This window comes from Halomicronema sp. CCY15110 (assembly GCF_016888165.1).
Classification (GTDB): Bacteria; Cyanobacteriota; Cyanobacteriia; order Phormidesmidales; family Phormidesmidaceae; genus Halomicronema.
On the sequence record NZ_JACSWC010000387.1, the window covers coordinates 46,841 to 68,660 of the forward strand.

Genomic DNA, 21,820 nt, shown 5'->3' on the forward strand with positions numbered 1-21,820 from the left:
GAGTGCAGGGGTGAGGGGACAGCCAAACAGTGCAGACAAAAGCACCGTAATCCTACCACTGTCGGCGTTAGCGATCGTCCTCGGCGGGTGACGGTGGCGCGGAGAAGTTGGCAAACCAGCCCTGTTGCCAAAAGAAGGTGAAGAGGGCGATCGCGATCGTCGCCATGACGCCCAGACAGAGCGGGTAACCCCAATACCAACTGAGTTCTGGCATATTGAACGGTGATGCCGCTGGGTTGAAATTCATACCGTAGACCCCGGCGATGAAGGTGAGGGGGATGAAAATCGTAGAAATGACCGTCAGCAGTTTCATCACGTCATTCATGCGATTGTTTACGGACGATAAATACACGTCCATCAGACTAGACGCGACTTCGCGATAGGTTTCCAAAATGTCCAGGATTTGGATGATGTGGTCGTACACATCTTGCAGATAGATCCGGTTTTCTTGGGTGAGAAAGTCGCCGCCGTCGCGAATCAAGCTATTGATGACCGTGCGCTGGGGCCAAAGATAGCGCCGGAGCATCATTAACTCGCGGCGCAGCTCGTGGATTTTTTGCAAGGTCTGCCGGGTGGGACGCATCACTACTTCATTTTCCAAGGCTTCGATATATTCGCCGTACTGTTCCAAAACCGGGAAGTAGCCATCCACCAGGGTATCCAGCAGGGTGTAGGCGAGGTAACCCACGCCCCGCTGGCGCAGCATGCCCAGATTGCGCTTGAGGCGATCGCGCACCGGATCAAAGCAGTCCCACAGACTCTCTTCCTGCATCGTCAGCAGCACCCCTTGCTGCAAAATGAAGCCCACTTGCTCGGCAATGAAGCCGCGCCCCTCTTTCGCTGGACGCACCATGTGCACAATCATCAGCAACTGGTCGTTGTAGAGCTCTAACTTGGGGCGATGGGGCACATTGACCACATCTTCTAACAGCAGGGGATGGAGATTGAAAATCCCCCCGACCTGGCGCAGCACGGATTCTGTGCCCAAACCGCGCACATCGAGCCAGCACACCATGTTTTGCTCCAGATAGGGCAGGCACTCCTGGGGCGTATGCAAGGTCTTTTGGATCGCATGCTTGGCGTCATAGCTGATTAACACCAATTCGGTGGGCTCGGCATCATCGGGGATGTTGAGCGTGCCTGGCAGACTGCCTGGTAAGTCGTAGTTATAGTCGAGCAAGTCAAGTTCTTCAGTCATTTCAGATGTCATAAACGGTAGGTTGACTTGACAATTTGAGGCGACAGCAGGGCGCAGAGACACCGCGATCACGGTTGCCAATCGGTGACTCAGGTCGGCCCATCCCGTCTTGAGCATAAAAGGTACGGCGGCGATTCTGTACTTTTCTCCTCCCAAGGGCAGGGCGAAATCTTTTCTGAAGCGATGGGTGGGCAAAGCTGGTGGCCCCGGTCGGAAATGGTCGGAAGCATGGACGATCGCCCACAAACATTGACTAAACTGAAAGATATTTTGTTCTGATTTATATAAAAAACTATGCGATCGCTGCTATTTGATCTTTATGACGGTCTCAATAATGTCTACAGCGGCTGGATTGTTTGGAACCTTTTTCTCGCGTTCGTGCCGATGCTGCTGAGTTTTCAACTGTTTCGTCCCCAAGCCATCCCGGCCAAATATTTAAGGGCCGCCTGGCTGGTGACCGGACTGTGTGGGGCGATCGGCATCAGTGCGCGACTGGGCCGCATTCAATCTTCACTCGTTAGCAGTTGGCGCACTGTGCAAACTGGCCGCCCTGATGTGTTGTGGCAGTTGCTGTGGTTAGCGATCGTGGCCCTGGTGGCGATCGGCGTCAGCGTCGGACTCTCACGGCAAGCTACCCTCTCGAAAATGGGGCGGTGGGGTGTGGGCTTAGCCCTGTTTATCGCTCTTTTGCCCAATGCGCCCTACATCTTGACCGACGTGGTGCATCTCATTCGGGCCGCTGGCTATGGCGACATTCGGGTTTGGGTGATTGCCCTCGTCTTGATTCCCCTCCATGTATGCGCCATGTTGCTGGGCTTTGAAGCCTACGCCATTGCCCTGATGAATGTTAATTATTTTCTGAAACAGCGGGGGCTCGGGGCGCTGATTTGGCCCACAGAATTATCGCTCCATGCCTTATGCGCTCTGGGCATTTATCTTGGGCGGTTTATTCGCCTCAATAGTTGGGATATTTTGCTCGACCCCACCAGCATTGTGGCGATCGCCCTCAACACCCTGACTTCAAAACGTCCGGTCGCAGTCATCTTCGTCACATTTGTGATTTTGACCGTGGTTTATTGGCTGATGAAGCAAATCACCCTGGGCCTGAAACTGCGTTACGAATATGCTCGCAAAGGGTTGGATCCGCTGGTTTGAAAGAATCCGGAGGCGGCTGAGCGACGTTCCCAAGAATTGATGAAACGCCAAGTCATGATGAACTTATCGCTTACGACCAAAGCTCTGAATAGTGGGCTATCACCAAGGCGGTCTCAGCTCCATATGGCTTGGGGAAAAGCCAGCGATCGCGCTGTAATCATTGGCTGTGGCGATCCCGACATTCCCCTGCAAACACTATCCATCAGGGATGGATTTACCGCATTGTGTCCTACAGGCACTACAAGTGGGCTTTGATGAGCACCAATGTGCCGACAGCCACGCCGATTGCAAATAAACCTGAGCCAACCATGATCATCTTCATCTTGAGGTGATGAACCCGGCGGCGGCTGTGGGTAAAGCCCTCGAATGAATCGGGCGGGTGGTCTGGCAAGGCCGCGAGAAAGCCCACTGAATAGGCGATCGCTGAAAGCAGGAAAATCATTGCTGGCAAGCTCAGGGCAATGCCCCTGAGCTTGCCAGCATCCACATCAAAGGGCACCGCCAGCATAAACAGCCCTAAATAAACCGGAATCGCTGCGAGACTAATCTGCAGCATCAAACGGCAAAAAGCCTGAGTTATGACTAAGGCATCGGCTGACTGATTCTTAGTCGGTAAGGTTTTCATCAAGGTCATAGGTATTACACATAATGGTTACTGAAATCGCCTGCATAATCACCATGACAATGGTCACACGGCAGATCATTGTGGCTAGCGTCAACCCCTGATCATGGCCGCCCACATCACCGCTGGCGATCTTTCCCATCCTAGCCTTGGCTAACTCAACCTGTGGCGACTTTACACAGTGTTCATCCTGGGCACCAGCCATCGACCTTGACGACCGTCAGGAGGGTGTTTCAGTATCCTCCTGAATGTCAGGTCGGGTCGGGACTCATTGTTGGGAGCGATCGCGGTCAGTGCTCCAGCCATCCTATTCATTGGCTTTGCAGTACTGCCTGTCTTTCGGCGACTTGCTTCAAACGTCGCAGTTGAGCCTCCATATCTTGTTTGGTCAACTTGGCGGCAAACGTATTGAAACCGAAAGCCACAAGCGGATTGGGCACAGCAAACTGAAACTGATTCAGCAGCAGCGTCCCGCGCTCATTGGGCTGACAGGCCCAGCGATCGCGGCCCTGAAAAAAGCCCTCAAACTCCCACACGATCAAACCAGGGGCACGTTCGACCACAGTGCTGGTGAGGGAGGGTTGCCACACCGGCAATTGAATGACGAAGCGACTCTTGCCCCCAAGCTCGGTATCCCAAGTGTCGCCAACGGGTTCGCAGCGCAGCGCTGGATTGAGCCACTGATGCATGAGCCCGCGATCCGTCACACAGTGTTCTACCAGCGTCGCACTGGTCGCAATTTGGATGGATTGTTCAAAAACTTGCACAGAATGCGTCATAGTCATGGCGATCGATCGATTGACTGAAATACTGATTAGTCTAGTTGCCTCGATCCGGCCCATCGCTGCCCCAGACATATTGTGAGCCCTGTCAACTTAGAGTCCTGTCAGCCTCTTGAGGGGCACACTTCCCGTTCGTCTTTCTCTGCTGGCACGCGAGCAAAATGCTTGCCCCAAACCATCGGTGACTGGCTAGTTTGGTTGCTCCCAAATTAATTAATGAGCTATGAGTGCTATCAACTAATGTAGCGATGGCACATGCTGCAAAACCTTCGACCGGCAAAACCTGTCGCGCCCAATATTCAAGGGTTGAGCTATATCTTCCGATAGGTTTTTCGAAAGTTGACAGTCTTTAATTATAAAAAAAACGATCTTGACTTGTGTTTATCGTAGTTTCACGTAAATATAGCTCCATAAGTAAACTCGATGGAGTCTACGGGCGCAAATCTTTGTTATTTGCCCCAAAAGTAGAACGAATTAGCCAAAAATCGTATCTCAGGAACCATGACAGTCAGTCTCAATTTCTCACCTGTGCCTCATGGGGCATCTCCCCCCCTGGAGATACCCACCGCCATCGCCCAAGTGAATATGGCCCCATTAGAAGCTTTCGTTAGTGAAATGAGCACAACCCTCGGCTCATTTTTGCCCAGTTTGATTTGGGCGATCGTTATCTTGATCGCCGGTTGGATCGTCGCCACGATCGCCGCTTCGATCACCAAAGGTATTTTGAATCGGACCACCCTGGACGATCGCCTGACCAACATGGTGATGGGACAGGATCCCAACCGCGATGTACCGATCGAAGCTTGGGCGGCTACCGCCGTTTACTGGATCATTTTGATCTTTACGTTGGTAGCTTTTCTCAATGCCTTAGAGCTTGAGGTGGTATCACAGCCCCTCAATGACTTCTTGCAAAAGATTTTCCAATATTTGCCTCGCATTGGCGGTGCGGCGGTGTTGTTGGCTGTGGCTTGGGCCACCGCCACCATCGTCAAAGTGCTGGTGACCCAAGGACTGTCACGGTTCAATTTGGATGATCGCCTATCGGCAGAGATGGGTGAAGATGGCAGTCCCATCGTTGTCAATGAATCCGTTGGCAGCATTCTCTACTGGTTCATTTTCTTGTTGTTTGTGCCGCTTATCCTAAGCGCACTCAACTTGCCCGGGCTACTCTCCCCGGTCGAAGAGCTGATCAACGAATTCCTGCAAGCAATTCCCAGAATTTTGACTGCAGGCGTCATCTTGGTAGTCGGCTGGTTTATCGCTCGCATCGTCCGCAAAATTGTCACCAACTTGTTGCAGGCGACTCGGGCAGACCAGATTGGTGCCCGGTTTGGTCTGTCTGGTGGAGCCGCGCCGACTCCTTCGTCCGCACCAGGTACGCCCCCGCCGCCGCCCTCGGCGATGGGCAGCACCGAAGGTGGCCTATCTCTATCTGAGTTAGCTGGCACGATTGTATTTGTGCTGATTTTGATTCCAGCGGTAGTGGCCGCGCTGAATGAGTTGGACATTGATGCCATCTCTGGCCCAGCCATTTCCATGTTGGAGTTGATCCTGGATTCTATTCCTCGGATCATCATGGCGGGTGTGGTCCTAACCGTGGCTTATGTTGTCGGTCAATTTGTGTCTGACTTGGTGGTCGGGCTACTGCGCAGCGCTGGCTTTGATAACGTCCTCGGTATTTTGGGTCTGCCAGAGCTCAACACGCCCCAGTCGCGCGTTGACAATATTGATGCTGAGGGGCAACCGGCCACTCGTGTCCAAACTGCGACGACTTCACCGTCTGAGGTGGTCGGTTTGATTGCGTTGGTGGGCATTGTGCTCTTTGGGGCCATTACGGCGACTGAAATTCTCGGGTTTGAGACGCTATCGACCATCGTTCGAGCCATCTTGCGCATTGCTGCCAGGGTTCTGAGTGGTGTGGTGGTGTTTGCGGTGGGTCTTTACTTCGCTAACCTGGCCTTCCGTCTGATTAGCAATATGGGGGGGGCGCAGGCCAACATTTTGGCGCAGTCGGCGCGGATTGCCTTGATCGCTCTAGTTACCGCGATGGGACTACAGCAGATGGGCGTGGCTACCGATATTGTGAATCTGGCCTTTGGCTTGCTCTTAGGAGCCGTGGCCGTGGCGATCGCGATCGCCTTTGGCCTCGGGGGTCGTGACATTGCGTCCGAACAGATTCGCGAATGGTTGAACGTCTTTAAACAGCGTTAACGCTGCTGCTCCAATCGAGTTTCACCTACATTTGCACCCCGGTTGGTATACCAACCGGGGTGCATTGTCTAAAGGGTGCCGCTATAGTAAACAACACATTGATTAGCGATCGCACATGAGCCGGGCCGATGGATAGCAGTGAAATTGCTCGATACATTGAACAAACTGATGGCATCTCGAAGCCGTGGATGTTGATTCAGTGGCGGTTACAAAAGCTCAAAGAACGCCAATCTGAGATGGTCCCGGAAGCGTATCTGCAAGAACTCACAGAGTTGCATCAGGCGCTCATGGATTTAGGGGAATGGTGGGTCGGTCGCGAAGACGAGGTATTTTGACAGACTGGTGACTGATTCCACTGGATTGCCTGTCGGGCCGATTTTAATCAGTGGCCACCAGCCGCGACTGTTCGATCGCGAATTGAGTTGGATGGCCTTTAACCGGCGGTTGATTTATGAAGCCGGGCAGCCCCATCAACCGACGCTGGTGCGACTGCTCAAGCTGGCCCAAGCCGCCACCTCACTGGATGAGTACTTTATGGTGCGGCTGCCGCTGCTTAAGGGCATCGTGCAGGGTAAAGAGGCGATCGCGCTGCGGGGCGATGGTTTAAATCGCTTGCAGACTTATCTGAAAACGTTAATCGACCGTCAGCAAGCGCACTTTGCGTACAACCTCCGGCCCACCTTGGCGCAGCAGGGCATTCATCTGTTGGACTACGCCACCCTCGATGCGCTTCAACGGCAACATTATCAAGCTCGCTTTGCCGACGAGGTGATGCCAGTGCTAGCGGCGTTGGTGACTCTGCCGGGGGCAGCCATGCCGGACTTCTCAAATCTGAGTTTGCACTTAGCGATCTGGCTGGAGCAGGCGGGCAAGAAAAAGCTGGCCTGGGTCAAACTGCCGCGAGTCCTGCCCCGCTTTTTGGTGCAACGCGATGAGCATGCGCCGTCTCCAGCGTGGCTGGCGGTGCCGTTGGAGCAAGTGATTACGGCCCATCTAGCGGCGCTGTTTCCTGACCATGAGGTGCGGGGGGGGTATCCCTTTCGGGTCACGCGCAGCACTGACTTGGGCCTGCTAGATTCCGAAACGGCCAATCTAATCGACCTGATTGAAGAGGGGGTGCAGCAGCGGCGGCAGCAAGGTCGCCCCGTTCGGTTGGAGGTGGATGCAACCATGCCCCCGTGGCTGCGATCGCACATTGCCCGCCAACTCGCGTTAGCGCCGACGGATATTTACGCTCTGAGCGGCTGGCTGGGGCTCAACGATCTGAAAGAACTCACGCAGCTGCCCCGTCCCGATTTATTACCCACCGCTTGGCAACCGGGATTGCCCCCGGCGCTGAAGCCCCAACCCCCGCCGTCGATGCTGTCGTTTGTGCCGCTGACCGTGGTGCCAGAAGACAATTTATTCCAGGCGATCGCGCAACAAGATATCCTGCTGCATTTTCCGTATCATTCTTTTGCCGCGACGGTCGAACAGTTTGTCGCTCAGGCGGCATTGGACGAGCAGGTGCTCATGATCAAGATGACCTTGTACCGCACCGCTGTGGATGCGCCCATTGTGCGATCGCTGATGGCGGCGGCCCGAGCGGGCAAGCAAGTGGTCGTGCTGGTCGAGCTGACCGCGCCCCTCGATGAAGCGATCAACATTCACTGGGCGAAACAGTTGGAGCAAGCGGGAGCCCATGTGGTGTATGGCGTGGTGGGATTTCGGACCCATACCAACTTGGTGCTCGTGGCCCGGCGAGAGACCGCGCAAATTCAGCAATATGCCTACTTGGGCACCGGGGACTACTTACCCGATCGCCCCCAACCGTATGAAGATTTGGGGCTATTCACCAGTCGGCCTGACATTGCCACCGACCTCAGCCATCTGTTCAACTTTTTGACCGGCTGTGCCCACCAAACTGGGTATCAAACCTTGATGGTGGCCCCGAGTCAGCTCCAACATCAAGTTCAAGCCCTGATTCAACGAGAAGCGCAGCACGCCCAACAAGGCCAGCCCGCGCGGCTCATTGTCAAACTCAATTTGCTGGCTGATCCGGGCATGATCGAATCGCTCTATGCGGCCTCCCAAGCGGGGGTCGAAGTTGACCTGATTGTTCGCAGTATTTGCCGATTGCGCCCCGGCGTCCCAGGGGTGAGCGATCGCATCCGAGTCCACAGCCTGCTGGGCGATTTTGTCGAACACAGTCGCATTTTGTATTGCCAAAATGGCGATCGTCCCGAAGCGTGGATCGGCACCGCTGACTGGACGCCGCGCGGGCTTAACGAACGCATTGAAGTCATGGTGCCGTTGCCCACATCAGCGCTAGTCGCCGAGATTTATTCCCTGCTGCAAACCCTGCTGGCGGACACTCAGAGTCGTTGGCGACTTCACCCCAACGGTCAATACACCCCGTGTCATGCCCCCGCTGCTCCCCAGCTCTGGTCGGCCCAGCAGGCGTTGATTGAGCGATCGCAACCCACCCATTCCGCCTGGCCCCCCTAAAAAAGATTGCCCCCCGCTAAGTGGCCAGGCACAATTATTTCGTAGACGGGTTTCGACTCCGCTCAACCCTCAGCTTCTGACTTGTCAAGCAATATTGCTGATTGAGCGGAGTCGAAATCAGCCACCAGGCTACCGTTTAAATAGGCCCAGCTACTTAGTCAGACTGGACTTGATATGATCCCCCCCAAGACCCGTGTCGAGTCGGGCGATCGTCGCTATGATCCAAGCACTGGCATCACTGCTCTGGAGGGGCGTCATCATGACCCAATCAAGCAACAATTGGAATCCGTTGAGGCTAATCGACACGCTCACCTTTTTCGGCGAAGTGCCTTTTATCGGCAACATTCGCTGGTTACAACAAATGTTTGGTGAACCCTTGAACCCCGAAGCGCCTGAAGCCACCGCCATGCATCCCCATCAAGAAGTTGTCCTGTTATCGGGCGAAGGGCCGGCAGCCGACGCCCTCACCGATTTGCTGCACCATCAAGGGCGGGTTGTGCGATCGCAGCTTTTGCCCAACGACTCCCCCCTGCCCGAAGCCGACTCGAATCGCATCGTGAATGCCCAAGCGGTGATTTGGCAGGGAGTGCCCGATGACGAGGAATGCTTTGCCGCCCAACTCGCCGATCTGCAATCCCTACCCGTGAGCGAAGACTTTCCCCTCTTTGACTTTCGCATTAGCGACACCGAGGCACTGCGAGAAGTGTGGGGTGCGGTGGATGACGTGGTCATGGGCGGCGTGAGCGCCAGCGGCATGGCCCTGCTACCCGGATATGCCCGCTTTTCTGGCAATGTCTCGACGGCCAACTCCGGCGGTTTTGCCAGCGTCCGCACCCGCAACTTTGAGCCCGCGTTTAATCTGCAAGGCTGGCAGGGAGTGCGGCTGGTGCTGCGGGGCGACGGCCAGCGCTACAAGGTGATCTTGCGCAACAGCAATAGCTGGGACAGCCGCGCCTATTGCCATTCCGTCGATACGGAGCCGGATCGGTGGGTGGTCGTAGATATTCCCTTTGCCGCGTTTATCGCCACCTTCCGCGCCAAAACGCAACCCACTGCGCCGCGTCTCGATCCGACCACCATTTGCTCTTTTCAACTCATGTTGAGCAAATTTGAATACGACGGCGATAAGAACCCCCACTTCCATCCCGGCTCGTTTTCGCTGGATGTGCGATCGCTGAGTGCTTACCGCACCGCACCGCCGCCGAAATTGGTAGCGATCGCCGACTCGCCCCCACAAGCCGAAACCTATGCTTCGATGCTGGCCCCCAGCGGTGTCCCCCACCAAGTCCTGACCCAAGGCCAGCCCGACTTCGACGCCCAGCTCGCCGAGGCGGTTCCCGGTTAGGCGAGCGGCGAGAAAATAGCATCCCGGTAACGGTAGTGCTTGGGTAGCTGGGTAGCTGGGTAGCTGGGTCAGTTCCGTATCTGGAATCGGTACTTTAATTGCACGCGCGTCCCTCAGTCGGGATTAGAGGCTAATACTTGGCTGATGAGCGCATCCCCAGGACGGTTGCATCTGGTGATTGGGAACGGTGTGGCTACTTTCTGACGCGGTGCCGATAGTAGTGCCACAACAGATGGGCCACCGCACCGCGATAGGGATGCAAGGTCTCCGTGGCGGCTAACAATTCTTTGCGGGTGGGGCGACTGGTCTGCTGTTTCAGTAACTGATAGCCCGTTTGCAAAGCTAAGTCAGCGGCGGGAAAGCTGCTTAAGCGATTGAGACAAAATAGCAAATACACTTCCGCCGTCCAGGGGCCAATGCCTTTAATTTGGGTCAAATGCTCAATCACGGCGGCATCCGAGAGCGATCGCAACTGCTCTAGATCGAGCTGCCCCGCCGCGATCGCCGTCGCCAGTTGCTGACAGGTGGCGATCTTGGCCCGACTCAGGCCCACCTGCTTGAGCCGCTCGTCAGGCGTCGCCTGCAAAGCCTCGGGGGTCAACTCATCCTGCAAGACCAGTCGCTGAAAGATGGCCTGCGCCGCCTGGGAGGATAATTGCTGGCCGATGATAATGCGCACCAGTGACGCAAATCCCAGCGGCCAGTGACGCACCGCGAGCGGCCCGACCGCCGCTTCGATGTTCCGAAAATCAGGATCGCGATCGCCCACAATGGCGATCGCCTGCCTCAACTCAGCCGTCGGTGGAAACAACGCCTCCGGGTGAAATCGCGCCAGTTCACTGGGTGGCAGCTTGACCATGATGCCCTCAAGTAACTCAAACAAAGTGCGGATTGCTTTGACGATGATGCTCCACCGCTCAAACCCTATCTCCAAGGCAAACGACCACTTTCAGAATCAACAGCAAAATTCCCGCACTGTCTGATCACAATGCGGGAATGAAGCAGACTGAGAAAATCTAAGGCGTAAAATCGCCATTCTCTCAGCCCATCTGGGAAAGGTGTAAACCCTACGCCCCAGGTGCTGAATAGGTGCTCTTGCCACCGCCCCACAGCGGGCCGATAACTTTCGGCTGTAGCAGAATATGACCGGAGATTGCCACCAGGTCTTCTTCTGTTAGGCTCCGCATTTTGGGATAAATATCGGAACTCTTCATGCTGGGGTGAAGCTGAGAAATCTCGGTGAGACCATCATAGGTGGTCGGATTTTTCAGATAATCGACCAAAGCTTCAAGATTGTCTCGGGGGGGTAGCGCACCCGCGAGACTTTCGGGGTCTAACCCAACGGTCGGGTTGGTTTTAGTAATTCCGCCATTGTGACAGATACTGCAAGCGTAGTTAAACTGTCGGCGGCCGCGAGACACTTGTTCTAATGACAGAACAACCGTATCTCCTTGCTCATTAAGCTTGATGGTGCGAGTCGCCTCATCTAGCTCTGCTGCGAAAGCGGGGGTGCTAAATAGCTGGCTCATCACCAGAACCGCGATCGCAGCTAGCCAAATGCATCTCTTAAGCATGGTTCTCCTCAAAGGTATTTATGGCTAGCCAATACACAACACAGCGGACTTAGGCTCGGGGCATCGTCGGAAGACTGGGGCGGCATCATCGCCGATAACCGAGTCGATTATCGGTTTTGTAGACTAGCCCACAGACAAAACGCTACTGAGTGTTAAGTCCTTCTCATAGTCTTTATCATGCCACCGAACGGGCTGATTCCCAAAGCGTTTCACAGATTGGCGCATCTTAGGAAGCTTCGTCGCGGCTAGGTAATGGCGACATGGTGGTTAGAAACCGTGTGCAGTGGTTTGAGCGGTGATGAAGGAACCGGTTGGTGCAAGCGAATTAGCTTGGCCAGGGTGCTGTTCAGTTCAGTGCGGGGCACAATCACATCAACAAAGCCGTGCTTCAACAGATATTCTGCCGATTGAAAGTCGTCGGGCAGCTTTTCCCGTACGGTTTGTTCGATTACTCGCCGCCCGGCAAAGGCGATTAAGGCTTGGGGTTCGGCCACGATGATATCGCCGAGCATGGCAAAACTGGCTGTGACGCCGCCAGTGGTGGGATGGGACAACACGGGAATGTAGAGCAATCCCGCGGTGCGATGCCGCTCTAGTGCGCCCGAAATCTTGGCCATTTGCATCAGGCTCAACATGCCTTCTTGCATGCGGGCACCACCAGAAGCACAGACAATCACCACGGGCAAACCAGCGGCGGTGCTGTGCTCAATCAATCGGGTCAGTTTTTCGCCGACGACCGACCCCATGCTGCCGCCCATAAAGCGAAAGTCCATGACGCCCAGGCCGAGGGGCAGGTTATCGAGTTTTCCCGTCCCAGTTTGTACGGCATCCGTGAGTTGGGTGCGGGTTTGCATATCGCGCAGCCGATCGCTGTAAGCCTTGCGATCGCGAAACTTGAGCGGGTCTTGGGGCTGTACCTGCGCATTCATCGGTTGCCAGGTGCCTTGGTCAATCAGTTGGTGAATGCGATCGTCGCTAAAGACCCGATGATGATGACCACATTCCACACACACAAATTGATTGGCCTTGAGGTCTTTGGTGTAAGTCATGACGCCGCAGGCTTCACATTTTGACCACAGGCCATCCGCAATCTCACGCTCTTGGCGCTCTTGGCTGATGGGGCCATCTTTACGACGATTTGCAAACCAATCAAACAGGGACATATTTCTGAAAAAACGTGCAAGCTGAAGGAAACACTGTAATCCCACATCGGGGATATGAGAATTATCCTATCGGGTTTAGTTACGCCTACGCGAATTCACGGTGGGATGGGTCGCGGTTCGATAGTGCGATCGTCGCGTTGGGATCGCCACTACCACAAGGGCAAGGGGTATACTATCGCCCACAGCCTTAGCGTGTGAAACCGCTCAAAAATCATCTGTCGGTGACTCTCCTTCGTGCTTGGAAAGCGTTTCCACATGAGGGAAACAGCGGCTTTCGTCGCTTTTTTAAGGCATGTTCAGGGTGCTTCATCAAAATCATGAATATTTCTAAAGCAATTGCTTCATCCGTCGGCAATGGTATCGCTGATGATGCGTTGAAGGATGCCGACAATGGTTTCTGGTTACAGACTTTGCCATCGGCCACGCAACGCACTTGGCAGCGGCGATTCTATTGCATTCGTTGGGTCGATCGCTTGGCCGAGCAAGACCTCATTGTGCAACCGGACGGGCGACAGTTTGCGGCCTTTCGGTTGGCCTGGCAAAAGTTGCGTCATCAGGGCTATCTGTCTGATGACCTGCAACAATGGCCAGTCTTGCAACAGTTAGCGACCGACTGGTTTCAGGCTGACCCCGCTGGGCATCAGGCGGAGATTGCCGCTTGGGAAGAATATCTTGCCGCGATCGCCGATTATCACCAAGCTCACCTCGTGATTCACAGCCTGTACGACTACGAAGTGATGCTGGATCGGCTGGCTGGCAGTTGTTTTCAACTGCTGCCCGATTTACAAGTGCAGCAACGGGCGATCGCCCGCCGATTTGGCTGGGTCGATCAGTTCTACAACAATCTGCGCGACCTTTATGAGGATGCGCAACAGGGGGTGTGCTACTTTCCGACCGAGGTGCTGACGCAATTTGGCCTCTCTCGATCAGCCATGCTCGATTTGAGTTGCTTGCAGCAGCCGGGCTACCGCGACCTCATGCAATTTTGGGTCGAGGACTATTTGCCCCAGTTACGGCAGCAGCATCACACCCTGCTGCAAGTGGCCGATTTGCCGCCCGCCTGGCAACGATTAACCACCTGGTTTTGCCATCGCTATCGCCGCATTGAGCAAGTGATGCAAGTGTGCGACTACGACTTTGTCGCGTTTGCCCAGCAATATTGGCCCCTCGTTGAGCATGAACTCAGCCATCAGCCATCAGCGCCGATGCTGTGAGGTTTTAGACGGCAGAGTGGCCATCGCTCACCCTGGGTCTTAGTCGTGCCCCTTGAAGCAATTCAGGGGGCATGATGTTTGGCCGGTAGTAGGCTTGCTATGGTGAGAAGGGCGATCGCGCCGTTTCTCAGCCCCTTACTTTTTAGTTTTAGCTAGATTGTTTTAGACCTCAAAGTTGACACACCGCAAAACAACATGGCCGACAATTCAGTGACGGAAACTCCGCTACCTAATTTGCCAGACGACACCGCAGCCGCTCCCGAGGAGCCAAAACCTAGCTATGTGAAGCTGGCGATGCGCAACATGGTGCGCAAGGGAGGCAAATCGCTGTTCCATTTCAGTCTGACTGTGGTGGCGCTGATCGGTCTGATGGTCGGGCTTTCGTACCTGACTCGCTAGTCACGATGGCAAGCGCAGAGCTAACGGTAGAAGTTGAAGTGTTGGGCGAGGCGATCGCCCAGGTGGCCGCGATCGCCCCACCTGAGCGCTGGCAACGGTGGCTGCAAACTTGGCTGCGTCAACTCGCCCCCACCCTCTCGCCGATCAATGCGTATGAACTCAGCCTTCAGTTCACCACGGACGCGGGCATCGCCGCCCTCAATCGCGACTTTCGCCAGCAAGATCAGCCGACTGATGTCCTGTCCTTTGCGGGCATTGACGACACGCCGCTGCCGCCTGCTGTTCTGGCAAGCATCCCCTTTAACCTGGGGGACTTGGTGATTTCGGTCGAAACCGCCCAACGGCAATGCGACGCCCATGGGCATTCCCTCCAGGAAGAGTTGGCGTGGCTGGCGGCCCACGGCCTGTTGCATTTGCTGGGCTGGGATCATCCCGACGAGGCCCAACTGCATGCCATGTGGACGATGCAGCGATCGCTTTTAGCCAGCGTGGGGCTGTCGCTGCCAGCGTCGGCCTACGTCGCTGAAACGGCATGAAGCGATCGCCGTCGGCGTGTCTGGTTCCCCCCGCTGGCACTGCCGATAGGCGCAGCCGAACGGAGCCGCATAGCCCCGTAAAAAATCGCACACTGAACAACGGGAACTTGACTATCTGCACTATGCTATTGCTGCGGATTGGCAATATGATGCCGTTACGGCAAGATCTAGAGGCGATCGCCAACTCCCTGAGTGAAATTTAGACGCGACTACTTGCGCTTTTATGCCGACTTCTCCTACTTCAGTCTCCAAATCTAAGCTGACTTCATCCCCAGGCGAACCAGCAAATCAGTCGGTCCGTCCTCCCGCGTTTCAAGTAGCCCACAATCTCGCGGTGAGTTTTCTTTATGCCTGGCAAGGCATTTACTACGCCCTGCGAACTCAGCGCAATTTTCGTCTCCATGCGTTGGTGACGAGCATCGTACTCACCGTGGCTGTGGTGTTGGCATTACCGGGAATTGACATTGCCGTACTGGGGCTGACCTGTGGCATCGTGATGGCCCTGGAACTGATCAACACCGCCTTAGAAGCCGTGGTTGACCTCACGGTCGAACAGAACTTCCATCAACTCGCTAAGATCGCCAAAGACTGTGCCGCTGGGGCGGTGTTTATCGCGGCGCTCACGGCGGTTTTTGTGGGGGGTTGCTTACTGTTGCCACCGCTGTGGCAGGCGGTGCAGCCTTACCTGTGAGGGGCTGATCCTGCTGACAGTCAGCTCAGACATTGCCGCCGCGCGACCACATCATCCGCCCATGCAGCCATCCAGCCTTTTATCCTTGCTCTGACCAAAGGACACCGCAGCCATGATTGTTGTCATCGATAACTACGACAGCTTTACCTACAACCTGGTGCAATATTTAGGCGAACTGGGCCAAACGTTCCCCGTGGCGCAAGATATCCGGGTCTATCGCAACGATGAAATTATGGTGGATGAGTTGGCAGCGTTGGCCCCTGACGGCATTGTGATTTCGCCAGGGCCAGGACGCCCCGACGATGCGGGCATTTCGTTAGAACTCATTCGGCAGTTGGGGCCAAGCATCCCAATTTTGGGCGTTTGCCTGGGGCACCAAAGCATGGGTCAGGTATTTGGCGGCACTGTGACGACAGCGGCAGAACTCATGCACGGCAAAACGTCCCCCATTTACCACACGGGGCAGGGCGTGTTTGCAGGGCTGGACAATCCGTTTACGGCGACTCGATATCACAGCTTAGTGATCGAAAAAGACACCTGTCCCGAAGTGCTGGAAATCACGGCTTGGGTTGAGGATGGGGCGATTATGGGGGTGCGCCATCGCGAGTATCCTCACATTCAAGGAGTGCAGTTTCACCCGGAGAGTGTGCTGACGGAGGCAGGCAAGGTGCTGTTGGGCAACTTTTTGCAGGAACTCAAAACGGCGATCGCCACGGCCTAAACCTGGGTGCGGTCGGCGGAGCCTGTGGGCCAGTCCTCTTTGACTTGAACTGACTGCCGCTTAACCGCCTCAATGCCGGGCCGGAACATCCACTCGGTTTACCCAGGGGCATGGTCTCATCCTGAAAGGGTACGCTGGTGACGAAGGGTGTTGAGACTTGCTGCCTCAATCACTGGAGCTCAGATGTTGCCCTTAGCATGGATAATCGCTCTCTGCCGCCATTTACTCAGTCGATGGCGTTGGCTGATGGTGCTTGGCTTGACCACTGGTTTAACGATCGCTTTGGGGACGGCTCCGTCAGCGGGCTATCCCCCCTATGAGCCAGCCGCAGCGGTGCCAGCGCCCGTCACGACGCGAGGCATCGGCGTCGAAGCCCGCATTCAGGAAATTGAACAAACTTGGGAAACGGACTATACCGCTTTTCTGCGGAGCCCGTCGGGATTGCCGCCGTTGGATGGCGCTGCCGTTGCGGCGACCCTGGCGGAGCTGAATACCCAGACCGGATACCGGCTAGGGCTGGTTTATATCGTGCCAGAGGCCGATGGTTTGGAACTGGTGCTCGCCAGTCCGGCGGCGGCGGCGGTGCAGTATTGGCTACCAGACGTGCCGCGATCGCGCTTTGAGGCCGAGGTAGATAATTTACAGCGGCAGATTTTGCGGCCCAATTCCGATCGGTACCTGGCTCCGGCCCAGCAGCTTTATCAGTGGCTAATTGCCCCGATGGAGGCGGATTTAACGGCACGACGCATCGATACGCTGGTTTTCTGTGTGGGAGAGCGGGTGCGATCGCTGCCCTTAGCGGCGCTGCACGATGGGCAACAGTTCCTGGTGGAAAAGTACGACCTGGGGCTGATTCCCGCCCTCACGCTGACGGATCCGCATTTTCAGGCTCTCCAGCAGGTGGATGTGTTGGCGATGGGGGCCACCGAGTTCACCACCCTGGCGGATTTGCCCGCCGTCTCGGTGGAACTATCGACCGTGGCGGAGGAGCTGTGGCCGGGGACCATTCACCTCAATGCCGACTTTACGAAACCAGCCCTACAGCGCGAATTGGCCCAAGCTCGATATGAAATCGTGCATCTCGCGACCCATGCTGAGTTTCAGGCGGGCGACCCGGATCAATCCTTTATTCAGCTCTGGCAAGATGAACAGTTGAATTTGCTGGAACTGCGTGATCTGGATTGGCAGACGTTGCCAGTCGAACTGTTGGTGCTGAGTGCCTGTCAGACGGCGTTGGGCAATGAGCAGGCCGAGTTGGGCTTTGCCGGACTGGCGTATCAAACTGGCGTGCGATCGGCGCTAGCGAGCCTCTGGTCGGTGAGTGATGTCGGCACCCTGGCGCTGATGCGAGAGTTTTATGGACAACTGGCCCAGTCTCAGGGCGGCACTAAGGCTGAGGTCTTGGGGTTAACCCAGCGGGCGATGATTCACGGTGAGGTGGCGCTGACGGACGGACAACTGGTGAATTCGGCCGGACAGGCGATCGCCCTTCCCCCCAGTCTGCAAGCCCCAGCGGCGAACCTTGATCTATCCCATCCGTTTTACTGGTCAGCCTTTGTGCTGGTCGGTGCGCCCTGGTAAACCAGAAATGCCGCCGCCACTGGGTTAACAGGGCTAATGAGTCCAACGCTTACGGGTGGCCGTGGGGATGCATCAGTACGATCAGCGATCGCCCGCCCACCACCAGTGATTTGCCGACGATCTCCGGCCCTGATTCCACAAAGCCATCGGTGAGTTTGGTATCGAGCAATAGCTGCCAGGAGCGATCGCTCAACTCCGGCGGCAAGACAAACGTCTGCGCCTCTGCTTGCGCGTTGAAACAAATCAAAAAGCTATCATCGAGCATCCGCTGGCCTTGGCGATCGGTACCGGGAATTTCCTCACCGTTGAAAAAGACCCCGATCGCTTTGGCTTCGGCCTCATGCCAGTCTTCGTCACTCACCTCGGTGCCGTCGATGTTGAACCAGCCAATGTCATCCACCCCAGAGCCATGAATTTCGCGCCCCTGGAACCAGTTGCGCCGCTGAAATACCGGATGCGCCTGGCGGAACGTCAGCAGCCGCTGCACAAAGGTTAGGGTCATTTGCTGATCGGGCTGTAGCTGCCAGTTGAGCCAGGCCAGCTCACTATCTTGACAGTAGGTGTTGTTGTTGCCCTGCTGTGATCGGCCAAATTCATCGCCCCCCAGCAGCATCGGCACCCCTTGCGAAAGCAAGAGCGTCGTCAATAAGTTACGCTGCTGCCGCGCCCGAATTTCTAGCACCACGGGGTCATCCGTGTCCCCTTCGACGCCGCAATTCCACGAGCGGTTGTAGCTCTCACCGTCGCGATTGCCTTCGCCGTTGGCCTCGTTGTGTTTTTCGTTGTAGCTGACCAAATCCCGCAGGGTAAAGCCATCGTGGCAGGTGATGAAGTTGATGCTCGCGTGGGGCCGTTTGCCGTTCGATTCGTACAGATCAGAACTGCCCGTCAGCCGAAAGGCAAATTCCCCCAGGCGACAGTGGGCCTCGCGCCAAAAGTCGCGCATGGAGTCGCGGTACTTGCCATTCCACTCCGACCACAGCAGCGGAAAATTGCCCACCTGGTAGCCGCCCTCGCCGATGTCCCAGGGTTCGGCAATCAGCTTGGTGTTGGAGAGTACCGGGTCTTGGTGAATGATGTCAAAAAAGGCGGCGAGGCTGTTGACCTCGTACAGCTCCCGCGCCAGGGCCGAGGCCAGATCAAACCGGAAGCCATCGACGTGCATTTCCTGCACCCAGTAGCGCAGGCTGTCCATAATCAGCTTCAGCACTTGGGGATGGCAAACGTTTAGCGAGTTGCCGCAGCCGGTGAAATCCATGTAGTAGCGGGGCCAATCTTCTACCAGGCGGTAGTAAGCTTCGTTGTCGAGGCCGCGAAAGGCCAGGGTGGGGCCGAGTTGGTTGCCTTCGCCCGTGTGGTTATACACCACGTCGAGAATGACTTCGATGCCTGCTTGGTGCAGGGCTTTGACCATGGCTTTGAACTCGCGCACCTGTTCACCGTGGCGACCGTGGGCGCTGTATTCCGAATAGGGGGCAAAGTAACCGATCGAGTCGTAGCCCCAATAGTTGCGCAGACCTGTGCTGACCAAATGCCCTGGATAGGCGGTGAAGTGATGGACGGGCAACAGCTCGATCGCGGTCACCCCCAAGGTTTTCAGATGGGCAATCACGGCGGGATGGCCGACCCCGGCATAGGTGCCCCGCAGTTCCTCGGGCACGTCGGGGTGCTGTTGGGTCAGACCCTTGACATGGGCTTCGTAAATGATGGTTTCGTGCCAGGCGGTGCCGGGATGGCGATCGCCCGCCCAATCAAAAGTCGGATCGACCACGACGCAGCGGGGCATCAAGTCGGCACTGTCCAGTTCCGAAACGTCTAGGTCGCGATCGTCGTTGTCTAGCTCGCCAATGGGGTAGCCAAAAATGCCCGCCCCATGCTGGATATCGCCCGCGATCGCCTGCGCATAGGGATCGATCAACAACTTACGCCGATTAAACCGCTGCCCTTCTTCCCCATCGTACGGGCCATCAACGCGATAGGCATATTGCTGACCGGGGCCAATGCCCGGCAGGTAGCCGTGCCAAACGTAGTTGCTCAGCTCCGGCAGAGGGATCTGGGTTTCATGCCCCTGCTCGTCAAACAGACACAGATACACCGCTGTAGCATTTTCCGAAAAGAGGGCAAAGTTCGTTCCCTGACCGTCCCAGGTGGCACCTAAAGGATGCGGATCGCCGGGCCAGATGGTGTAAGTCATAGATGAAAATGGGAGATTACGGCAGGGGTGATCGACCTGATTGTAACGGGTTGTGGTGAGGGTGGCAGGGTGTGAGGGTGGCAGGGTGCTAGGGTGGCGGGGTGTGAGGGTGGCAGGGTATGAGGGTGGCGCTTCCAGCTTTGAACCACAATCTGCTGACACAAAAATCAGAACACTCTCACCCAAACACTCCTCCCCCTCCCCGACCCCACTTACAACATCCACCCCACCGACCCAGTTACCCAGCTACTCAGCCACCCAACCACTCAGCCACGGGTGGGTGAATTACGGTGAGGTCGGTACGGCTCAAGAAGGCTCAGGTTTGCGTATGATGGCAACGTTGAGTGGGCACATGAGGGAGAACGGCGATGAGCTTGTTAGGCAATATTATCTGGCTGATTTTTGGGGGCTTTTTAAGCGGGGTCGGCTATATCCTCGGTGGCATCAGCACCTGCCTGACCATCATTGGTATTCCCTTTGGCATTGCGACGATTGAGATTGGCATCGCTTCATTCACCCCCTTTGGCCGCACGATTAAGAAAGGGCCAAATGCCGATTCCACCTTAGTTTTGATTTTGAACCTGGTGTGGATTGTGATTTTTGGCTGGGCGATCGCGCTCAATCACCTGCTTTGGGGCGTGTTGCTGGCAATCACCATCATCGGTCTGCCTTTTGCCAAACAACATTTCAAGCTGATGACTTTGGCGCTGTTCCCCTTTGGCCGCAGCCTGGAATAGCTGGGGGGCACTGAATATTTTTAAAATGCGTCGCTGGGGATTCCCAATGGCGCATTTTTTAGTTGAGAGTGGGGCGGATGGGCGATCGCCTCGCTATGCTGTGAAAAAATCAGTTGTGCCAAAGGATGGTGAATCCATGACGCTGCAATTTAAAGTGCCTTCGATGAAGTGTGAAGGCTGTGCCGACGCCGTGACCGAGGCGATTCAATCGCTGGATGCGGGGGCCAAAGTCGAGATTGATGTCGATAGTAAAGCGGTCTCTGCCGAGACCAGCGCTAGTGAAGGGGCGGTGCGAGAAGCGATCGCGGCTAAAGGCCACACCATGGCTTAACCCAATTAATGAGGGGACGGTTCCCTTCGAAGGGAACCGTCCCCTGGCCGTTTGTGCAGGCGAACTGCCTGAACTCGGAGGTGGTGCGGGTGAAATCTGAGGAGATGGATCGGCTCGAACACCTTTGCTGCAGAGGAAAAGCAAAAGCCGATTAGTAGCGGAGGCGATCGCTGTTGCTACGTTACCTCCAGACGATTAGCCAGCCCGTAGCAACTGCCGCTACGATGCCACCCCGCCTAACCACTGGGACGGTCCCAACACTCATCCATCCAGCTACTCAGCTACCCAGGCACTGACCTGAGCCGGGATGTCATTGCTCTGCCGATCCCTAAAGGCCTTTCCAGCCCCTATGAGATCATGACGTTCAGGCGCGAATCCACCGTTGTATCGGGTGATGATGCGACGGTGGATTCAGCATTCAAATGCTTGAGGGTTTCCGTAAAATCCTGAATGCCTTGGAACTGTCGGTAAACCGAGGCAAAGCGGACATAAGCGACTTCGCTCACCGTTTTTAGCCGTTTAAGCACTAATTCGCCAATTTCGGTACTAGCAACCTCCCGTCGGGCGCGCTGCTGCAATTCCGCTTCCAGGTCATCCACCATGGCGTCTAGCGTATGCGGCAGCGTCCCGGTTTTTTCGCAAGCCCGCACCAACCCCCGCAAAACCTTAGTGCGGTCAAAGGATTCGCGATCGCCACTCTGCTTAATGACGGTAATCGGCACATATTCGATGCGCTCATAGGTCGTAAACCGTCTTTGGCATTCTAGACATTCTCGTCGTCGTCGAATGCTTCTGCCGCTCTCCGCAGAGCGCGACTCTAACACGCGATTATTGGGATGCTGGCAGAAGGGACACTGCATGCCGCGACATGTCTCCGGT

At 55.8% G+C, this 21,820-nt stretch carries 22 protein-coding genes; 13 read left to right on the forward strand and 9 right to left on the reverse strand.

Going from position 1 to position 21,820, the window contains the following annotated elements:
• Positions 1-67 precede the first annotated feature (67 nt).
• Entirely contained in the window at positions 68-1,198 is a 1,131-nt protein-coding gene (gene corA / locus JUK32_RS19045; protein ID WP_239112844.1) for a magnesium/cobalt transporter CorA, read from the reverse strand.
• A gap of 294 nt (positions 1,199-1,492) precedes the next feature.
• On the opposite strand from corA, the gene JUK32_RS19050 reads away from it, so the two are divergent.
• Positions 1,493-2,353 (forward strand): DUF1361 domain-containing protein, encoded by an 861-nt coding sequence (locus JUK32_RS19050; RefSeq protein ID WP_204140446.1) that lies wholly within the window; start codon positions 1,493-1,495, stop codon positions 2,351-2,353.
• Between the two features lie 238 nt (positions 2,354-2,591).
• On the opposite strand, the gene JUK32_RS19055 is transcribed toward JUK32_RS19050, so the two are convergent.
• From JUK32_RS19055 to JUK32_RS19065, 3 genes are all read right to left on the reverse strand, one after another.
• Entirely contained in the window at positions 2,592-2,987 is a 396-nt protein-coding gene (locus tag JUK32_RS19055) for a hypothetical protein (protein WP_204140447.1), read from the reverse strand.
• Positions 2,959-3,180, reverse strand: coding sequence for a hypothetical protein (locus JUK32_RS19060; protein ID WP_204140448.1), 222 nt, complete (start codon positions 3,178-3,180; stop codon positions 2,959-2,961). Before JUK32_RS19060 ends, JUK32_RS19055 begins: the two co-directional genes overlap by 29 nt.
• Before the next feature lie 106 nt (positions 3,181-3,286).
• Entirely contained in the window at positions 3,287-3,760 is a 474-nt protein-coding gene (locus tag JUK32_RS19065) for an SRPBCC family protein (RefSeq protein ID WP_309224585.1), read from the reverse strand.
• A 498-nt stretch (positions 3,761-4,258) separates the two neighbouring features.
• Here JUK32_RS19065 and JUK32_RS19070 point away from each other — a divergent pair, with 498 nt between their 5' ends.
• The 4 genes from JUK32_RS19070 to JUK32_RS19085 all read left to right on the forward strand — a co-directional run bounded on the left by JUK32_RS19070 (position 4,259) and on the right by JUK32_RS19085 (position 9,800).
• Positions 4,259-5,968 (forward strand): mechanosensitive ion channel, encoded by a 1,710-nt coding sequence (locus JUK32_RS19070; RefSeq protein WP_204140449.1) that lies wholly within the window; start codon positions 4,259-4,261, stop codon positions 5,966-5,968.
• A gap of 128 nt (positions 5,969-6,096) precedes the next feature.
• Positions 6,097-6,303, forward strand: coding sequence for a hypothetical protein (locus JUK32_RS19075; protein WP_204140450.1), 207 nt, complete (start codon positions 6,097-6,099; stop codon positions 6,301-6,303).
• 7 nt (positions 6,304-6,310) lie between these two features.
• The gene (ppk1, locus tag JUK32_RS19080; protein WP_204140451.1) at positions 6,311-8,455 is read left to right on the forward strand and encodes a polyphosphate kinase 1; all 2,145 of its coding nucleotides are present in this window, start codon (positions 6,311-6,313) and stop codon (positions 8,453-8,455) included.
• Between the two features lie 259 nt (positions 8,456-8,714).
• Positions 8,715-9,800 (forward strand): CIA30 family protein, encoded by a 1,086-nt coding sequence (locus JUK32_RS19085; protein ID WP_239112846.1) that lies wholly within the window; start codon positions 8,715-8,717, stop codon positions 9,798-9,800.
• Between the two features lie 193 nt (positions 9,801-9,993).
• Here JUK32_RS19085 and JUK32_RS19090 read toward each other — a convergent pair whose 3' ends face one another.
• The 3 genes from JUK32_RS19090 to accD all read right to left on the reverse strand — a co-directional run bounded on the left by JUK32_RS19090 (position 9,994) and on the right by accD (position 12,537).
• Positions 9,994-10,734 carry a DNA-3-methyladenine glycosylase gene (locus JUK32_RS19090; RefSeq protein ID WP_204140452.1) on the reverse strand — a complete coding sequence of 247 codons (741 nt, stop codon included), beginning with the start codon at positions 10,732-10,734 and terminating at the stop codon, positions 9,994-9,996.
• A gap of 133 nt (positions 10,735-10,867) precedes the next feature.
• Positions 10,868-11,374 (reverse strand): photosystem II cytochrome c-550, encoded by a 507-nt coding sequence (psbV, locus tag JUK32_RS19095; protein WP_204140453.1) that lies wholly within the window; start codon positions 11,372-11,374, stop codon positions 10,868-10,870.
• 245 nt (positions 11,375-11,619) lie between these two features.
• Positions 11,620-12,537: an acetyl-CoA carboxylase, carboxyltransferase subunit beta gene (gene accD / locus JUK32_RS19100; RefSeq protein ID WP_204140454.1), complete on the reverse strand. Its 918-nt coding sequence runs from the start codon at positions 12,535-12,537 to the stop codon at positions 11,620-11,622.
• 317 nt (positions 12,538-12,854) lie between these two features.
• On the opposite strand from accD, the gene JUK32_RS19105 reads away from it, so the two are divergent.
• The 6 genes from JUK32_RS19105 (at position 12,855) to JUK32_RS19130 (ending at position 17,679) form a co-directional block, all read left to right on the forward strand.
• A complete protein-coding gene (locus JUK32_RS19105; RefSeq protein ID WP_204140455.1) occupies positions 12,855-13,751 on the forward strand; it encodes a squalene/phytoene synthase family protein in 897 nt (298 codons plus the stop codon).
• 195 nt (positions 13,752-13,946) lie between these two features.
• Positions 13,947-14,150, forward strand: coding sequence for a DUF3285 domain-containing protein (locus tag JUK32_RS19110; protein ID WP_204140456.1), 204 nt, complete (start codon positions 13,947-13,949; stop codon positions 14,148-14,150).
• 5 nt (positions 14,151-14,155) lie between these two features.
• Positions 14,156-14,686 carry an rRNA maturation RNase YbeY gene (gene ybeY / locus JUK32_RS19115; RefSeq protein ID WP_204140457.1) on the forward strand — a complete coding sequence of 177 codons (531 nt, stop codon included), beginning with the start codon at positions 14,156-14,158 and terminating at the stop codon, positions 14,684-14,686.
• 223 nt (positions 14,687-14,909) lie between these two features.
• Positions 14,910-15,377 carry a diacylglycerol kinase family protein gene (locus JUK32_RS19120; RefSeq protein ID WP_204140458.1) on the forward strand — a complete coding sequence of 156 codons (468 nt, stop codon included), beginning with the start codon at positions 14,910-14,912 and terminating at the stop codon, positions 15,375-15,377.
• Between the two features lie 112 nt (positions 15,378-15,489).
• The gene (locus tag JUK32_RS19125; RefSeq protein ID WP_204140459.1) at positions 15,490-16,098 is read left to right on the forward strand and encodes an aminodeoxychorismate/anthranilate synthase component II; all 609 of its coding nucleotides are present in this window, start codon (positions 15,490-15,492) and stop codon (positions 16,096-16,098) included.
• A 246-nt stretch (positions 16,099-16,344) separates the two neighbouring features.
• Positions 16,345-17,679 (forward strand): CHAT domain-containing protein, encoded by a 1,335-nt coding sequence (locus tag JUK32_RS19130; protein WP_204140460.1) that lies wholly within the window; start codon positions 16,345-16,347, stop codon positions 17,677-17,679.
• A gap of 49 nt (positions 17,680-17,728) precedes the next feature.
• Here the strand turns inward: JUK32_RS19130 and glgX are convergent, their stop codons facing one another.
• Positions 17,729-19,873, reverse strand: coding sequence for a glycogen debranching protein GlgX (gene glgX, locus JUK32_RS19135; protein WP_204140461.1), 2,145 nt, complete (start codon positions 19,871-19,873; stop codon positions 17,729-17,731).
• Between the two features lie 368 nt (positions 19,874-20,241).
• Between glgX and JUK32_RS19140 the strand changes: the two genes are divergently transcribed.
• Both JUK32_RS19140 and JUK32_RS19145 read left to right on the forward strand, forming a co-directional pair.
• The gene (locus JUK32_RS19140; protein ID WP_204140462.1) at positions 20,242-20,610 is read left to right on the forward strand and encodes a YccF domain-containing protein; all 369 of its coding nucleotides are present in this window, start codon (positions 20,242-20,244) and stop codon (positions 20,608-20,610) included.
• A gap of 136 nt (positions 20,611-20,746) precedes the next feature.
• Positions 20,747-20,941: a heavy-metal-associated domain-containing protein gene (locus tag JUK32_RS19145; protein WP_204140463.1), complete on the forward strand. Its 195-nt coding sequence runs from the start codon at positions 20,747-20,749 to the stop codon at positions 20,939-20,941.
• A 347-nt stretch (positions 20,942-21,288) separates the two neighbouring features.
• Here the strand turns inward: JUK32_RS19145 and nrdR are convergent, their stop codons facing one another.
• Entirely contained in the window at positions 21,289-21,801 is a 513-nt protein-coding gene (gene nrdR, locus JUK32_RS19150; RefSeq protein ID WP_204140464.1) for a transcriptional regulator NrdR, read from the reverse strand.
• Positions 21,802-21,820: the final 19 nt, after the last annotated feature.

What these genes read in the sequence shown, in the direction of transcription:
- corA (WP_239112844.1), bottom strand. Translation starts at nt 1,198, where the DNA reads ATGACTGAAGAACTTGACTTGCTCGACTATAACTACGACTTACCAGGC.
- JUK32_RS19050 (WP_204140446.1), top strand. Translation starts at nt 1,493, where the DNA reads ATGCGATCGCTGCTATTTGATCTTTATGACGGTCTCAATAATGTCTAC.
- JUK32_RS19055 (WP_204140447.1), bottom strand. Translation starts at nt 2,987, where the DNA reads ATGACCTTGATGAAAACCTTACCGACTAAGAATCAGTCAGCCGATGCC.
- JUK32_RS19060 (WP_204140448.1), bottom strand. Translation starts at nt 3,180, where the DNA reads ATGGCTGGTGCCCAGGATGAACACTGTGTAAAGTCGCCACAGGTTGAG.
- JUK32_RS19065 (WP_309224585.1), bottom strand. Translation starts at nt 3,760, where the DNA reads ATGACTATGACGCATTCTGTGCAAGTTTTTGAACAATCCATCCAAATT.
- JUK32_RS19070 (WP_204140449.1), top strand. Translation starts at nt 4,259, where the DNA reads ATGACAGTCAGTCTCAATTTCTCACCTGTGCCTCATGGGGCATCTCCC.
- JUK32_RS19075 (WP_204140450.1), top strand. Translation starts at nt 6,097, where the DNA reads ATGGATAGCAGTGAAATTGCTCGATACATTGAACAAACTGATGGCATC.
- JUK32_RS19085 (WP_239112846.1), top strand. Translation starts at nt 8,715, where the DNA reads ATGACCCAATCAAGCAACAATTGGAATCCGTTGAGGCTAATCGACACG.
- psbV (WP_204140453.1), bottom strand. Translation starts at nt 11,374, where the DNA reads ATGCTTAAGAGATGCATTTGGCTAGCTGCGATCGCGGTTCTGGTGATG.
- accD (WP_204140454.1), bottom strand. Translation starts at nt 12,537, where the DNA reads ATGTCCCTGTTTGATTGGTTTGCAAATCGTCGTAAAGATGGCCCCATC.
- JUK32_RS19105 (WP_204140455.1), top strand. Translation starts at nt 12,855, where the DNA reads ATGAATATTTCTAAAGCAATTGCTTCATCCGTCGGCAATGGTATCGCT.
- JUK32_RS19110 (WP_204140456.1), top strand. Translation starts at nt 13,947, where the DNA reads ATGGCCGACAATTCAGTGACGGAAACTCCGCTACCTAATTTGCCAGAC.
- ybeY (WP_204140457.1), top strand. Translation starts at nt 14,156, where the DNA reads ATGGCAAGCGCAGAGCTAACGGTAGAAGTTGAAGTGTTGGGCGAGGCG.
- JUK32_RS19120 (WP_204140458.1), top strand. Translation starts at nt 14,910, where the DNA reads ATGCCGACTTCTCCTACTTCAGTCTCCAAATCTAAGCTGACTTCATCC.
- JUK32_RS19125 (WP_204140459.1), top strand. Translation starts at nt 15,490, where the DNA reads ATGATTGTTGTCATCGATAACTACGACAGCTTTACCTACAACCTGGTG.
- JUK32_RS19130 (WP_204140460.1), top strand. Translation starts at nt 16,345, where the DNA reads ATGGTGCTTGGCTTGACCACTGGTTTAACGATCGCTTTGGGGACGGCT.
- glgX (WP_204140461.1), bottom strand. Translation starts at nt 19,873, where the DNA reads ATGACTTACACCATCTGGCCCGGCGATCCGCATCCTTTAGGTGCCACC.
- JUK32_RS19140 (WP_204140462.1), top strand. Translation starts at nt 20,242, where the DNA reads ATGAGCTTGTTAGGCAATATTATCTGGCTGATTTTTGGGGGCTTTTTA.
- JUK32_RS19145 (WP_204140463.1), top strand. Translation starts at nt 20,747, where the DNA reads ATGACGCTGCAATTTAAAGTGCCTTCGATGAAGTGTGAAGGCTGTGCC.
- nrdR (WP_204140464.1), bottom strand. Translation starts at nt 21,801, where the DNA reads ATGCAGTGTCCCTTCTGCCAGCATCCCAATAATCGCGTGTTAGAGTCG.